At 68.6% G+C, this 13,439-nt stretch carries 15 protein-coding genes; 6 read left to right on the top strand and 9 right to left on the bottom strand.

The window, feature by feature from the left end; translation table 11 throughout:
* Positions 1–2 precede the first annotated feature (2 nt).
* The 3 genes from CSC78_RS00950 to CSC78_RS00940 are packed head-to-tail and all read right to left on the bottom strand — an operon-like array spanning position 3 to position 3,102.
* The gene (locus CSC78_RS00950; protein ID WP_162336032.1) at positions 3–1,262 is read right to left on the bottom strand and encodes a heme biosynthesis HemY N-terminal domain-containing protein; all 1,260 of its coding nucleotides are present in this window, start codon (positions 1,260–1,262) and stop codon (positions 3–5) included.
* Positions 1,259–2,284 carry a uroporphyrinogen-III C-methyltransferase gene (locus tag CSC78_RS00945; RefSeq protein ID WP_238391132.1) on the bottom strand — a complete coding sequence of 342 codons (1,026 nt, stop codon included), beginning with the start codon at positions 2,282–2,284 and terminating at the stop codon, positions 1,259–1,261. Before CSC78_RS00945 ends, CSC78_RS00950 begins: the two co-directional genes overlap by 4 nt.
* Positions 2,285–2,331: 47 nt before the next feature.
* Positions 2,332–3,102: a uroporphyrinogen-III synthase gene (locus CSC78_RS00940; RefSeq protein ID WP_162336031.1), complete on the bottom strand. Its 771-nt coding sequence runs from the start codon at positions 3,100–3,102 to the stop codon at positions 2,332–2,334.
* A 16-nt stretch (positions 3,103–3,118) separates the two neighbouring features.
* Here CSC78_RS00940 and CSC78_RS00935 point away from each other — a divergent pair, with 16 nt between their 5' ends.
* The 5 genes from CSC78_RS00935 (at position 3,119) to CSC78_RS00915 (ending at position 6,242) form a co-directional block, all read left to right on the top strand.
* Positions 3,119–3,577: a YiiD C-terminal domain-containing protein gene (locus CSC78_RS00935; RefSeq protein WP_162336030.1), complete on the top strand. Its 459-nt coding sequence runs from the start codon at positions 3,119–3,121 to the stop codon at positions 3,575–3,577.
* A 27-nt stretch (positions 3,578–3,604) separates the two neighbouring features.
* Positions 3,605–4,027 (top strand): hypothetical protein, encoded by a 423-nt coding sequence (locus tag CSC78_RS00930; RefSeq protein ID WP_162336029.1) that lies wholly within the window; start codon positions 3,605–3,607, stop codon positions 4,025–4,027.
* Between the two features lie 63 nt (positions 4,028–4,090).
* Positions 4,091–4,534, top strand: a complete 444-nt coding sequence (locus tag CSC78_RS00925) for a rhodanese-like domain-containing protein (RefSeq protein ID WP_162336028.1) — start codon at positions 4,091–4,093, stop codon at positions 4,532–4,534.
* A 99-nt stretch (positions 4,535–4,633) separates the two neighbouring features.
* Positions 4,634–5,152, top strand: coding sequence for a protein-export chaperone SecB (secB, locus tag CSC78_RS00920; RefSeq protein ID WP_162336027.1), 519 nt, complete (start codon positions 4,634–4,636; stop codon positions 5,150–5,152).
* A gap of 52 nt (positions 5,153–5,204) precedes the next feature.
* The gene (locus tag CSC78_RS00915) at positions 5,205–6,242 is read left to right on the top strand and encodes an NAD(P)H-dependent glycerol-3-phosphate dehydrogenase (protein WP_162336026.1); all 1,038 of its coding nucleotides are present in this window, start codon (positions 5,205–5,207) and stop codon (positions 6,240–6,242) included.
* Positions 6,243–6,393: 151 nt separating this feature from the next.
* On the opposite strand, the gene CSC78_RS00910 is transcribed toward CSC78_RS00915, so the two are convergent.
* The gene (locus tag CSC78_RS00910; protein WP_162336025.1) at positions 6,394–6,978 is read right to left on the bottom strand and encodes an OmpO family porin; all 585 of its coding nucleotides are present in this window, start codon (positions 6,976–6,978) and stop codon (positions 6,394–6,396) included.
* A 334-nt stretch (positions 6,979–7,312) separates the two neighbouring features.
* Between CSC78_RS00910 and CSC78_RS00905 the strand changes: the two genes are divergently transcribed.
* Positions 7,313–7,684 carry a transposase gene (locus tag CSC78_RS00905; RefSeq protein ID WP_162336024.1) on the top strand — a complete coding sequence of 124 codons (372 nt, stop codon included), beginning with the start codon at positions 7,313–7,315 and terminating at the stop codon, positions 7,682–7,684.
* 169 nt (positions 7,685–7,853) lie between these two features.
* On the opposite strand, the gene CSC78_RS00900 is transcribed toward CSC78_RS00905, so the two are convergent.
* The 5 genes from CSC78_RS00900 to CSC78_RS00880 are packed head-to-tail and all read right to left on the bottom strand — an operon-like array spanning position 7,854 to position 13,298.
* Complete coding sequence (locus tag CSC78_RS00900; RefSeq protein ID WP_162336023.1) at positions 7,854–9,110, bottom strand: dicarboxylate/amino acid:cation symporter; 1,257 nt, start codon at positions 9,108–9,110, stop codon at positions 7,854–7,856.
* Positions 9,107–9,898: a L,D-transpeptidase family protein gene (locus CSC78_RS00895; RefSeq protein ID WP_162336022.1), complete on the bottom strand. Its 792-nt coding sequence runs from the start codon at positions 9,896–9,898 to the stop codon at positions 9,107–9,109. Before CSC78_RS00895 ends, CSC78_RS00900 begins: the two co-directional genes overlap by 4 nt.
* On the bottom strand, positions 9,898–10,755 hold the full coding sequence (locus tag CSC78_RS00890; protein WP_162336021.1) for a MurR/RpiR family transcriptional regulator: 858 nt from the start codon (positions 10,753–10,755) through the stop codon (positions 9,898–9,900). The genes CSC78_RS00895 and CSC78_RS00890 overlap by 1 nt, the downstream gene beginning before the upstream one ends.
* 54 nt (positions 10,756–10,809) lie before the next feature.
* Complete coding sequence (locus CSC78_RS00885; protein WP_162336020.1) at positions 10,810–11,907, bottom strand: dipeptide epimerase; 1,098 nt, start codon at positions 11,905–11,907, stop codon at positions 10,810–10,812.
* Complete coding sequence (locus tag CSC78_RS00880) at positions 11,904–13,298, bottom strand: C40 family peptidase (protein ID WP_238391121.1); 1,395 nt, start codon at positions 13,296–13,298, stop codon at positions 11,904–11,906. The genes CSC78_RS00885 and CSC78_RS00880 overlap by 4 nt, the downstream gene beginning before the upstream one ends.
* Positions 13,299–13,439 lie beyond the last annotated feature (141 nt).

Genomic DNA, 13,439 nt, shown 5'->3' with positions numbered 1-13,439 from the left:
CGTCAATCCTTGAGGCGCGGCAGGCCGTGCGCGTCGCGCTCCTCGACGACGGCGGCGTCATGGATTTCCTGCCGCATGTCGCGCACGGGCAGCTTCACCGGCACGTCGCCGCGTGCGACCTTCACTGCATTGGCATGGCACTGCTGCGCCGAGGCGGTGTCGCCGGCTTCATTGAAGCCGGTCGCCAGTTCTTCCCAGGCTTCGGCGCTCGCACCCTGTGCGATGGCGCGATGCAGGAACTCCTGCGCCGCCGTCCACTGGCCCTGCTGGCGCGCGAGCCGTCCCAGCGTCACCAGTAACGCCGGACTCGCCGGATGCGCGTGCAGCCAGTGCTGCGCGCTGGCGCGGCGCGAGTCCAGCTTGCCCACGGGCAGGCGGCCGTACAGCGCCACCAGGCCCTCGTCCCAACGCGCTTCCAGCGCCTGTTCGATGCTGCGCGTGGCCGCGTCTTCCCAGCGCAGCGCGGCGGCGCGCTCGGCATAGGCGGCCACGACCAGCGGCTGCAGGCGCAGGGGTTTGGTCAACGTTTCCCAGCGCTCCGCCAGCACGTTGGGGTCAGCGGCTTCATGCAACGACTGCGCGGCCAGGCGGAGTTCCAGCGCATCGAAGACGGGAGGCGCCAATGCCTGTTGCTGCTTGAGCGCACCCAGCAGACCGTACGCCTCGCCTGCCCGTGCAGCGCCGGCGAGGGCCTCGGCACGCAGCGACAGGCCACGTGGCGGCAGTGGCTGTACCTCGGTGGCATCCAGCAAGACCAGCGCCTCCTGCGGGCGACCGGCATCGAGCGCGATCTGCGCGGCGGTGATCGCATGCGCCTGTGCGGAACGCGCGCGCAACGCGGCGAGGTGGTGCTGGATGGCGGACTCGTCGCCGCGCGCTCGTGCCGCGCGCACGGCAGCGGTGCACGCGATGGTGCCGACTTCGTCGTCGGCGGCGGCGCGCTCCAGCAGTTTCTCCGCCTTCTGCCAGTGGCCCGCGTGCAGGGCTTCCAGGCCGTCGATGAGGCGCGCGCGCGCCTGCTTGCGGCGATGCCGGCACCACGCGCGGAACGGCAGCGTCAGCAGGCGCCACAACAACCAGGTCACGGCACCGATCAGCAACAGCGAAAGCAGTGCACGCGGTACGTTGGTGTGCACGTCGTAGCCGCCGAAACGGATGAAGACCTCGCCCAGGTCGCGGTCGGTACCCGCCATCCACTGTGCGGCCAGCACGCCGGCGAGCAGCAGCAACAGCAACACCACGACGGTGCGGAACGGCTTCATGGCGAGACCTCCGGGGTTGCCATGGGTGGCGTCGGCTGCAGGCGCAGGCCCGCGTTGCGCAACATGCGAAGTTGCTGGAGTGTGCTGCCCAGTTCGGTGGGCTGCGGCGGCGCCGACGTCGTCTGCAAGGTGCGCAATTGCGCGTGAACTCCGCGTCGCTCCGGTGAATCGGGCCACAACCTGGGCAGCCATGCGTCGATGCGCTGCAAGGCGGCGTGCCAGGCGGCATCGTCGCTGCGTTCCAGCGCGGCACGCGCCAGGCTGACCTCGACCTGCAGCGCCGCATCGGCCGCGGCGCGTTCTTCCGGTGCGATCAGGGTGGTATCGCGGGTCGGACGGACATCGACCAGCGGCGACAACCAGCGTTGCCAGGCGGGTCGCGAGGGCGTGGCTGCGGTCGTCGTCCGGTCACGCGGCAGGCGGGGCAGTGCGGCCGCGATGGCGTCCAGCCGCTTCAGCCCGTCCGCCCGCGGGCCGTCGCCGAGCGCATCCAGCGCGCTGCGCTCCTGCGCCAATGCCTGTTTCAGGTTGAGCAGGCGATGGTCGTCAATGCCGTCGAGTGCGCCGGCGGCCAACGCGTACGCGCGGCGTGCGCCCGCGAGGTCATGCGCGATGTCCAGGCGTTGCGCGGCCTGCGAGAGCAGCAGTTCCACTTCGTCCAGCCGCAGCGCCTGCGCGCCATGGCGGGTGGGATCGGTGAGCTTGGCGACGCTTTCCTCGAGCAACGCGCCACGCTGGCCGAGGCCGAGGACTTCGTCGCGCAGCACGCGGTTGGTGGCGGCGGCATCGAGCAGCCGCTGCGCCTGCGCGCGCTGGTCGCGACGCAGCGCGTCGGTGCGCGATTCCAGCGCGTCGAGGCGCTGTTCCGCCGCCGACTGTGCGGTCTGTTCCTGCGCACGCTGGGCCTGCCACCATGCCCAGCCACGCCAGGCACCCAGGGCGAGGGCGAGCAGCACCAGCACCACCACGATCAGCCGTGTACGGGCGCCGGAGCGGGGCGTATCGGAGGGCAGGTCGTCGATCACAGGCGTCCTTGGCGGCAGGGAAAACGTGACGGGTGCCGCAGATGCTACCGGATGCTGCCAGGACGGAAGGTGCACGCCGCCTTCACCAGCTGCCCGGGGCGCGGCCCGTCGGCGAGGACGACGCGAGCGAAGCCGGCGTCCCGCGCGGCGTCCGCCAGGCGTTCGCTGGCGGTCACGACAGGTAACGCCGTGAAGCGTCCGGTGAGGCTATCGGGCAGCTGCGCCAGTACCTGCTGCAGGGCGCCACCGCTGCTGAGCAGCAGGCAGGCGGGCGCACTCAGGCGGTCGAATGCCGCCAGTGCACGTGCGCCCAACGGTACGGACTCCCGCCGATACACGTCGGCACGTCGCACCTCGGCGCCGCGCGCTTCCAGCGTGGGGACCAGCAGGTTGCGCCCGTCCGGTGCGGTGACGAAGCCGAGCGGGGTGCCACGGAGCTCCGTCAGCCCGGGCAGCGCCAGCAGGCCATCGCTGTCCATCCGGTCCGGGAACGCAACGCGGTCGATGCCGGCGCGGCGCAGGGCCGCCGCGGTGCCGCTGCCCACCGCCAGCCATGCCTGTCCGGGGCCGGAGCGGAGCGGCTGCAGTGCGTGTGCGGCGGCGACGGCGGCCGGACTGGTGAACACGACGACGGGGCAGGCGAGCGCGGCGCGCAGGGATTCGCGCGTGGCGTCGTCGTCGCACCGGGCGATGCGCCACGGCGACAGCGCCAGCAGTCCCGCGCCCTGGCGGCGGGCGGCACGTCGCAGCGCATCGTGGCCACCCTGGGGCCGCAGCGAGATGACGTACCATGCCGGCGGCGTTGGATGTCCCATGCGCGGATTATGAGTGATGAGCCCGGAAGAAGCCCTGCAGGAACTGCGTGACTACTGCCGCGGCATGCCGCCGGTGGCGGCGATGCGCGTGGACGTGGAGGGCCTCCATGGCGACGCCCTGCGGCTGACCGCGCCGCTGTCGGCCAACGTCAACGACAAGGGCAATGCCTTCGGCGGCAGCCTGACCTCGCTGATGACCGTGGCCGGCTGGGGTCTGGTGACGCTGAAGCTGCGGTTGGCGGGTCTCAAGGCGGAGGTCTACGTCGCCGACAGCCAGATCCGCTATCTCGCGCCCCTGTACGGCGACCTGGTCGCCGACGCGAGCTTCGCCGACGGCCAGTCGCCGGACACCTTCATCGATACGCTCGTGCAACGGGGCCGGGCGCGGATCCAGGTGGATGCCTGCGTGCGGCTGCCTGAAGGCGGCATGGCCACCACGCTGAGCGGGCGCTTCGTCGCCATCGCGAAGCGGTAGCATGCGGGCCATGACCGGGGGGATGCCATGCGGATGATCGGGAAATTGCTGTTGGCGACGGGCCTGCTGCTCATGCTCGCCACGGCCGCTGCGCAGAGCCGCATGCAACGCGGCAAGCTGCAGCCCATGCAGGACGCCTACGCCGCGGCGATCCGCTGGGGCGATTTCGAGACGGCGTGGCAGCTCGTCGATCCCGCGTACAAGGCGGAGCATCCGATGACCGAACTGGAGTTCGAGCGCTACCAGCAGGTGCAGATCTCCGGCTACCGCGACCTGTCGTCCAGCGGCGGTCCGGACGGGACGGTCGAGCGGGCCATCGAGCTGCGCGTCATCAACAAGCACACCATGGCCGAGCGCACGATGCGCTACCGCGAGCGCTGGCGCTGGGACCCCGAGGCCAAGCGCTGGTGGCTGGTCGTGGGCCTGCCGGACCTCTGGAATGGCGAATAGCCGTCGGGCGCCCGGGCGGCCTCATGTGCGACAATCGCCGCCCGCTCGAAGATCGCCAACCCCGTGAATTTCGAAGAAATCCTGGCTTTCGCCACTCGTTCTCCGTTCAACCAGATGCTGTCGCTGGCCCTCGTCGGCCTGACGGTCGCCATCGTCTATACCGAGATTTCGCGCCTGTTCCGCGGCTACAAGACCCTGCGTCCGGCCGAGCTGACCCAACTGGTCAACAGCGAAAACGCCCTGGTGGTGGACCTGTCGGCGAGCAACGACTTCGAGAAGGGTCACATCGCAGGCAGCCGCAACGTGTTGCCGAGCAACTTCGACCCCGAGAACAAGCTGCTGGCCGGGGCCAAGTCCCAGCCCGTGGTGCTGGTCTGCCGCACCGGACAGGCGTCCGGTGGCGCCGCCAAGCGGCTGAAGAAGGCCGGTTTCGAGAAGGTCTACTCGCTCGAGGGTGGCATCGCCGCCTGGCAGCAGGCCGATCTGCCGCTGGTCAAGGGCCGCTGATTCCCCGGTGGCCGCGGACCCGCCCTTGAAGCGGGCCGCGCGTGTCGCCATGAGATAGTTTCCATTCACCGCTGCAATCCAGATTCCGGAGTCAAAGAAATGTCCGACGAGATCACCAACGGCGCGGTCGCGCCCACCGCCGAAGCCGCTGGCCCCGCTTTCACTGTCGAGAAGATCTACGTCAAGGACGTTTCCTTCGAAGCTCCCGGCGCACCGGCCGTGTTCGCCGAGAACGTGCAGCCGGAGCTGCAGCTCAACCTCAACCAGCGCGTCCAGCGCCTGGGCGAGAACGCCTTCGAAGTCGTGCTCGGCGTGACCCTGACCTGCAAGGCCGGCGACAAGACTGCCTACGTGGCGGAAGTGCAGCAGGCCGGCATCTTCGGCCTGATCGGCCTCGAGCCGCAGGCCGTCGACGTACTGCTCGGCACCCAGTGCCCGAACATCCTGTTCCCGTACGTGCGTCAGCTCGTCAGCGATCTGGTGCAGGCCGGCGGCTTCCCGCCGTTCTTCCTGCAGCCGATCAACTTCGAGGCGCTGTACGCCGAATCGCTGCGCCAGCGCGCTGCGCAGGGCGGCGACGCCAGCCTGGCCAACTCGGAACCGGTCGGCAACGCCTGATCGCCGGTGCACGGTCCCGTCAGGGCGGCGACGCCGCACACAGGGGTGACGGATGTCTGACCTGAAATCCGCCGACGTGCTGAAGATCGCGGTGCTCGGTGCCGGATCCTGGGGCACCGCCCTGGCCGCGCTGATGGCGCGGCACGGGCACCAGGTGACGTTGTGGGGTCGCGACCCGGTGGTCGCGGCCGCCATCGACGGCCAGCACGAGAACACCCGCTACCTGCCCGGCATTCCGTTGCCGGATACCCTGCGCGCCACCACCGACCTGGCCGCATCGCTCGTCGATGCGGACCAGGTGCTGGTGGTCGTGCCGTCGCACGCGTTCACCGAGACCCTCCGCAAGCTGGCGCCGCTGCGTCCGGCCAAGGCGGGCGTGGCGTGGGCGACCAAGGGATTCGAGACGGGTTCTGGCCGCTTTCTGCATGAAGTCGCCGAAGAGGTCCTCGGTCCCGACGTGCCGATCGCCGTTGTCACCGGTCCCTCGTTCGCCAAGGAAGTCGCGCTGGGCCTCCCCACCGCGGTCACCGTGCACGGCGCCGATGCGGACTTCGCGCAGGCGGTGGCCGAGGTGATGCACGGCCCGGCCTTCCGCGCCTACACCGGCGACGACATGGTCGGTGCCGAACTCGGCGGTGCGATGAAGAATGTGCTCGCCGTGGCGACCGGCGTATCCGATGGCATGCAGCTCGGCCTCAACGCCCGCGCCGGCCTGATCACGCGCGGCCTCAACGAGATGCTGCGCCTGTCCGCCGCCATCGGCGCGAAGCCGGAAACGCTGATGGGCCTGGCCGGCCTCGGCGACCTGGTCCTGACCTGCACGGGCGACCTGTCGCGCAACCGTCGCCTGGGCCTCGCGCTCGGTCGCGGCCAGTCGCTGCAGGATGCCGTGCGCGAGATCGGCCAGGTAGTGGAGTCGGTGCAGACCGCCGACGAAGTCATGCGCCAGGCGGATCGCAACGGCATCGACCTGCCAATCTCCAGCGCGGTGCGCGCCGTGCTGCACGGCGACCTGACTCCGCGCGATGGACTTCAGCAGTTGCTCGCGCGCGAACAGAAGCCGGAGTATCCGGAGACGCTGTTCAAGTAAGCCGCTTCGGCGTGCGATGAGACAAGCCCGGCGACGCCGGGCTTTTTTCGGGGACCTGATCCTGCACAAAGAAAAGCCCGGCCGTGGAGGCCGGGCTTTGGGGTGCGACGCAGGGAGAGAGGGGGACGCGTCGCGGGAACGCGGTTGTGGATTACCAGATGAAACGCGGGCCGACGAACCACTGGGTGTCGCCGTCGGCAAACTTCACGTCGGCCGAGGCGCTCCAGTTCGGGGTGAACTTCACCTGCGCGCCGAGGCGGCCGTAGAAATCACCGTCGTAGTCGCTGCCACCATCCTCGTAGCCGGCCAGCGCGTAGCCGTTGAGACGGTTGGTCAGCGCGCTGTTGACGCCCACTTCGACGCTGTAGCCGTCGGCGCTGATGCTGGGGATGCGGGTGCTGCCGATGTTGAAACCGTCGGTGCGCGCCTTCTCGTAGGCCACACGGGTCAACAGGTCGACGCGCTGCGACAGCTCATGGTTGTAACCCAGGCCGACGCGCCACTGGTCGAAATCGACGTTGACGTTGTCGATTTCCTGCGTGCTGTAGTCGGCGAAGACATGGAAGTTCGGGTGAAGCGCGACCGATCCCTTCAGCGCCCAGCCATCGGCATCGGGGCCATCGATGTTCGTCGCGGTGTAGCCACCTTCCACATAGTTGTAGGAAACACCTTCCGCAGCGGAAGCGGCGAAGGGAGCGGCAGCCAGCAGGGTGAGGGCAAGCAAGGACTTCTTCATGGGGCGTGTTTCTCTCTTTTTTTGTTGTGTGTCCGTCGCTTCGACGAGTGACGGTGGACGCAGTATCCGCGTCAGCTCACAACACCTCCTGAATATCAAACTGACCAGTACATAAATTTGACGGCTGGTGCGGGAACTTTGCGACTTGTGTGCGATGACGCCTGTGGGCGTGCTGCGGCATGTCCGCTTCCGAGGGTTCAGCGCGAAAAGAGAAGACGAGCGGAAGGATTTCGCAGCGCAGTGAAACGCGCAGTTCTTTTTTCGGAGCGCCAGGAGGCAAGCGATGAGGGAAGAGTGGGATGGGAGCCGGGGGACGATCGCCGGGGATGTCGGAATGGACGATTCGGTCGCCACACTGCAGTTGGACGAGGCGCGCTGGAGCGCTGTCGTGGCGACGTTGCCACCCCTCGTCCGCGCGCGCGCGCGCAATGGCGTCAGGACACGCGCATTTCTTGAGGCGGTGCTGTGGATCGCCATGACGCGACAGCCCTGGGGACGCCTTCCGAAGGCATGGGGGCCATGGCACAGCGTCTATGTCAGGTTCACGCGCTGGGCGCAAAGCGGGCTGTGGGACGAGGTGATCGCGTCATTGCACGCGCATGCCGACGTGGCCGATCCACTGCGACGGCTTGTCAGTGACTACCAGCTCTCACGCCATCCGGCATCCATCGCGCGTCGCGCAGGGCCGCGATTCACTCCCTTCTGAAGGACCGCTGCATCCAGACGGGTAGTCGTGTCACGCCCACCGTCTGATGCAGTGATGGGGTACAACGCTCCCCTCTCTGGATCTGATGGCGCTGGCTGGGTCGGTGCGTTCAAGGCCGTTGAACGGGTGCAGCACGCTGCCTGGGAGCAGTCGTCGAGTCGCTGCGCGCTCAGCCATCATCGCCATCCCTGGCGTCGGGCGACTGGCGCGCGACGATGCTGGTGGCGGTCAGGTCGCCGGTGACGTTGCCGGTGGTGGCGAATACGTCGGGGATGGTGTCCACCGCAAGCAGAAGACCCAGTGGTTCGATCGGCAGGCCCATCGATTGCGTCACCGGCATGACCGTCGCCATGAAGCTCACCTGCCCCGGCAGGCCGATGGAGCCGAGACTGATCACCACGGCGAGCGCAGCGCCAGCGGCGAGCGTCACGGCGTTGACCTCGATACCGTAGGCCCAAGCGACGAAGCATGCCGCGACGATGTACTGGATCGGGCTGGTGATGCGGAACAGCGTGACGGCCATCGGCAGCACCAGGGCGGCGACGGCACGCGGATGGCCCAGACGGAAGCGGGCGCTCTCCACCATCGCCGGTAGCGACGCCAGTGAAGACTGTGTGCTGGCGGCCACGACCTGGGCAGGCAGGATCGCCTTGGCGAAGGCGAGCGGCGATTGGCGCGCGAACACGGCCACCAGCGCGTAACAGATCAGGGTCGCGCCCAGGTACATCCCGCACTGGAGCGCGATGTAGCCTGCCAACGCGCCGATCACGCCGATGCCGGCCTGCGCGCAAACGGCGAGCACCAGCGCGAACACGCCGATCGGCGCGGCCAGCAACATCCAGCGCACGATCACGATCATGGTGTCGGCAATGCCGTGGCAGAAGCCGATGACCTGCGCGCGGCGGTCTTCCTGCACGCGGGTGAGGGCGAATCCGAAGAACAGCGCGAACACGACCACCGGCAGCATCGCGCCTTGCGCGGCAGCCATGATGGCGTTGCTGGGCACGATGGAACCGATCCAGTCGGCGAGCGCCGGCGCGCCGGTCGCTCCGGCGGGCGGCAGCGTGCCGTGCAGCGTGGCGGTCAGCGCTTCGCTGGGCGGCACCATAGACAGCACCAGCGGCGCGACGATGGCCGCATAGGCGGCGAACAGCGACAGCAGGGAGATGAACACCACCATCGCCCGCCGCGCGACACGGCCGGAGGCGGCGGCATCGCTGGCGGTGGCGACACCGAGGATCACCAGCGACAGCACCAGCGGGACCACCGTCATCTGCAAGCCGCTGAGCCACAGCTTGCCGATCGGTTGCGCGATGGCCACCGCCGTGGCGGCGCTGGTCGGCGACCAGTGCGCCAGCGACAAGCCGACGATCGCGCCGGCTCCAAGCCCGAGGAGAACGCGCGCGGTGGCGCCCGGCCACCTCATCGTGTCGCCTCCGGCAACTGCCAGTCATGGGCGAGGCGGGTGTACTCGGCGCGGGGCAGCAGCACGAAGACCGGGCGCGCGTCGGGACGCAGCCAGGCCAGAACGCTGTCCATCGTCTCGGATGCCATCGCCGTGCACCCGGCGGTAGGTTCGCCTGGCGTGCGCCACAGGTGCGCGAAGATGCAGCTGCCGGCGCGTGGCGTGGCCTTCGGGTTGTGGCCGATCACCAGACCTTCGCGGTAACGGATGTCGCCCTGATTGTGCAGGTCCAGTCGCATGGGCTCGGTCGAGCCTTTCGCGGCGGCCTCGCCTTCGGTGCGCGTATCGATGATGCGGTTGTACAGCGGCGAATCCGGAACATCGATGCAGTAGCTGGTCGCCTGCATCGCGCGGTAGGGCATGGCGGTGTCGGCCTTGGCCGCGTAACCGAACGCTTCGCCGAGCGTGAACACCCCCGCCGGCGCGCGGCCGTCCCCTTCCTGCTTCTGCGGTCCCTGCGCCTGCGCGGGGTGCAGGCCCAGGCCCCACGCCGCACCGTTCCGGCCGACGGCGATCGGAGCCGCCGGAGCGACCGCCTGCCAGCGTCCGTCGCGGAGCTCGAAGCGCTGCAGCGTGCCGGTCGTCGCGTCCCAGCCATCGGTTACCACCAGCACCAGTTGGCGCGCATCGCGCCAGGACGATGCGGCCGGTGCCGACGCGTCGGCTGCCATCGCATGGGCGGTGCCGGTGAGCAGGACAGCGGCCAGGGCGAGAGACCGGGAGAGGTAAGGTAACGACGGTAGGGACATCACGACTCCAGCAGGTGATGGATGCGTTCGAGATTGATGGCGAGCTGGCGGTTGCGGTCCGGATTGGACTGGCACAGCAGCACGAAGACGAAATCCAGCAGCGACTGCAGCGACGAGCGGTACAGCAGTTGCTCCACGTGCGGCGCCGGATCGTGCGCCGAGATCACCAGCGCCGCGTCCGCGTGCGCGCGCAGCGGGTTGGCGGTGTGGCGGGTGATCGAAATGACCTTGCCCTCGCAGGCCTGGAACTGGCGGCTGACCTGCGACAGCTCGGGCAGCTTGCCGAACTCGGAGAACATCAGTAGCACATCGCCCGGACGCGCCGCCGACAGGTTGGCCATCATCAGGATGGGGTCGGCGTGATGCACCGTCAGCAGGCCCAGCAGCGACAGCCGCATGGCGAACTCGCGCGCGAACAGGCCATCGTCGCCCAGCCCGCAGACGAACACCTTGCCGGCGTGGTCGATCAGTTCCACGATCGGCTCGATGTGCGTGCGCGGGTTGAGGCTGCGGGTTTCCTCCTCGGCCGCCATCTTGCTGCGGCGAAGGCTGTCCTGCAGCTGCCCATAGGCATCCACGGCATCGTCCTGCGCGGCGTCCGGCGGCAACGCCTGGCCGTTGCCGTTGCGGGCGACGGCTTCGCCGATGGTGTACTTGAGGTCCGGGTAGCCCTTGAAGCCGAACTTCTGCGCGAACTTCACCACGCTCGACTGGCTGATGCCCAGCGCGCTGGCCAGCTGCTGGGAGGAGTAGTCGCGCAGCAGGTGCGCGTTGTCGAGGATGAAGTCGGCGATGCGGCGCTCGATGGCCGACATCTGGTCGCGTTCGGAGCGGATCTTCACCAGGGACGTTGTCATGGCGCGAGTGTGATGGCGGAGGACGGTGCTGACAACGGGCCATCGCCACCGGGCTCAGCCCGGCAGCATCTCCAGGCCGCGGATCTCGCGGATACCCAGGCCGGGCGCCTCGGTAATGGTGATTTCCGACTCGTTGAAGATCACCCCGCCTTCGACCGGGTTGAACTGGCCCAGTGACGGGCCATCCAGGTCCACCTTGGTGATGACGTTGGCCTTCGCCGCGGCCACGTGCACGGCGGCCGCCACGCTGATGCTGGTCTCGATCATGCAGCCGATCATGCACTCGACGCCGTACAGCGAGGCGATATCGGCGATGCGGATGGCGTTGGAAATACCGCCGGTCTTCATCAGCTTGATGTTGATGATGTCGGCCGCGCGCATCTTGATCAGGTCGATGACTTCGGTGGGGCCGAACACACTCTCGTCCGCCATCACCGGCGTATGCACGCGGTCGGTGACGTACTTCAGGCCGTCCAGGTCGCGCGCCTTGACCGGCTGCTCGAGCAATTCCAGCACCACGCCGGCGTCTTCCAGGTGCTGCATGGCGAACACCGCCTGCTTGGCGGTCCAGCCCTGGTTGGCGTCCAGACGCAGCAGCGCACGGCCTTCGACGGCGGAATAGATCGCCTTGACGCGCTCGATGTCCAGGCCGATGTCCTTGCCGACCTTGATCTTCAACGATTCGAAACCGCGCTCCACCGCGCTGATCGAATCGGCGACCATCTTGTCGATGTAGTCCACGCTGATGGTGATGTCGGTGGTGATGACGGGGTCGCCGCCGCCCAGCATCTTGTACAGCGGTGCGTCGTACAGCTGCGCCCACAGGTCGTACACCGCGATTTCGACCGCCGCCTTGGCGCTGGTGTTGCGCTCGAGCGCTGTCTGGATGAGGTCGGTGATGTGGTTGAGGTTGGCGACGTCCTGGCCGATCAGCCGCGGCCGGATGAACTTGCCGATGGCCTCGATGATCGAGCCGTGCGTGTCGCCGGTGATCACCGCCGTGGCTGGCGCTTCGCCGTAACCGACGTGGCCGGTATCGGTCTTCACGATGACCACGATGTCTTCCACCGTGTCGACGGTGCGCAGCGCGGTCTTGAACGGTGTCTTGAGCGGCACGCGCAGCATGCCGAAGGTGATGTCGGTGATCTTCATGGAGCCCCTTGGGGACGGACGCGCTGGATGGCGGTGATGCGGTCGACGGTGGGCTGCTCGCTGTTGAACAGCAAGGGCTCCAGCGGAGTGACGGCGACCGAGTTGAGGGTGGTGCGGACGACGTTGCCGTCGGGGCCGCGCCAGGTGATGCCGGTGGTGTCGTGGATGGTGTAGGTGGTGCCGTTGTCGTGGCCGATCACCATCATGACGTGGCCCGGGATGTAGACCAGGTCGCCGACCTGCAGCGTGCGCAGCACGGCCAGGCGTTTTTCGTGGCTGTCGCCGGCGTCGAAGCCGATGCGCTCCAGCGCCGGGCTGACGGCCTGCGCGCTGGTATTGCGCGGCAGCACGATGCCCATGCTCTGGTAGACCTCCGACACGAAGCCGCTGCAATCGCGGCTGTCGTAGCGGTGGCCCCAGCCGTAGCGCTCGCCGAGGAACTTGAAGCTCTGGCGGAGCAGGTTGGCGGAGGTGTAAGGCAGGTAGTCCGGTGCGACGTCGGCGGTCCGCGGCAGCAGTGCTGGCAGCAGCGCGAGCGTTCCGTCGTCACGACGTACCGGCAACTGGATGACGTGCGAGGTATAGGGATGCTGGCCGTTCACCGGCTTGTTCGCGGGCCAGTCGGCCAGCACCGGGACACGGACACCCATGTCCAGCTGCAGCGCGGACAGACCGGGCTCCTCCGGGTTGTAGACCGTGCGCGCGGTGGCGCCGGTCACCACCAGGGCGGACGCGCCCGTGCCGTAGCCGAACACCGCCTCGCGGGGGCCTTCGCCGACGAACCGCTTCTCGATCCACGCGGCATACCGCGGGCTCACCACGAAGTACCAGTCGCCGTCGGCGCTGGTGTGCGCGATCACCACCGGTGTGCCCGGGAACAGCGCGCTCTCCTGGAAGCGGTCGATGTCGGTGTCCCCCCGGCTGCTGAAGACGCGCTGGCGGGTCGGGAAGGTGCGCAGGTCGGCGCGGTGCACGACCAGGCCGTAGCGTGCGGTTGTGTTCGCGGCGACCGCGTCGACGGCGGCATTGGCGGCGATGGCCGCCAGCTGCGGCTTCGTGACTTCCCGGCCCTGATCGTCGTAGAGGGTGCGGGTCGGCGGAGCGGACAGCGGATCCAGCCAGCCGCGGACCTGTGCGCGAGTGAAGGCGGCGGGCAGGTCCTGCAGTACATGGACATGCCGGTCGTCCTTCCGCATGCGGTCGTTCTGCGCTGCCACACCGGCGTCGTCCAGCAGCAGCCGGTCCGGCTGGGCCAGGCGGCGGATCCAGTCGTCCGCTTGGAGGTGGCGCTCCTGTACGCCGATGACGGCATGGGCGGGAACGGGCAGCGGGTCGCGGGCAAAGGCGGGCAGGCCCGCGGCCAACAGGCCGAGCAGGGCGAGGGCTTTCACGCGCCCATCCGGTCCAGCGAACCCAGCCCTGGCTGGCCGGCCCAAGGGCCGGTACGGCATCGATGCGTTCATCCACTCCCCTCCGTCAGACCCATCCCTCCGACAACATGACGCCATGCCGGGGACCGTTTCCACAAGAAT

It is taken from the genome of Pseudoxanthomonas japonensis (genome assembly GCF_010093445.1).
GTDB lineage: Bacteria > Pseudomonadota > Gammaproteobacteria > Xanthomonadales > Xanthomonadaceae > Pseudoxanthomonas_A > Pseudoxanthomonas_A japonensis.
The sequence above is the reverse complement of the archived record's forward strand: the minus strand, read 5'-3'. Positions and strand labels throughout refer to the sequence as shown.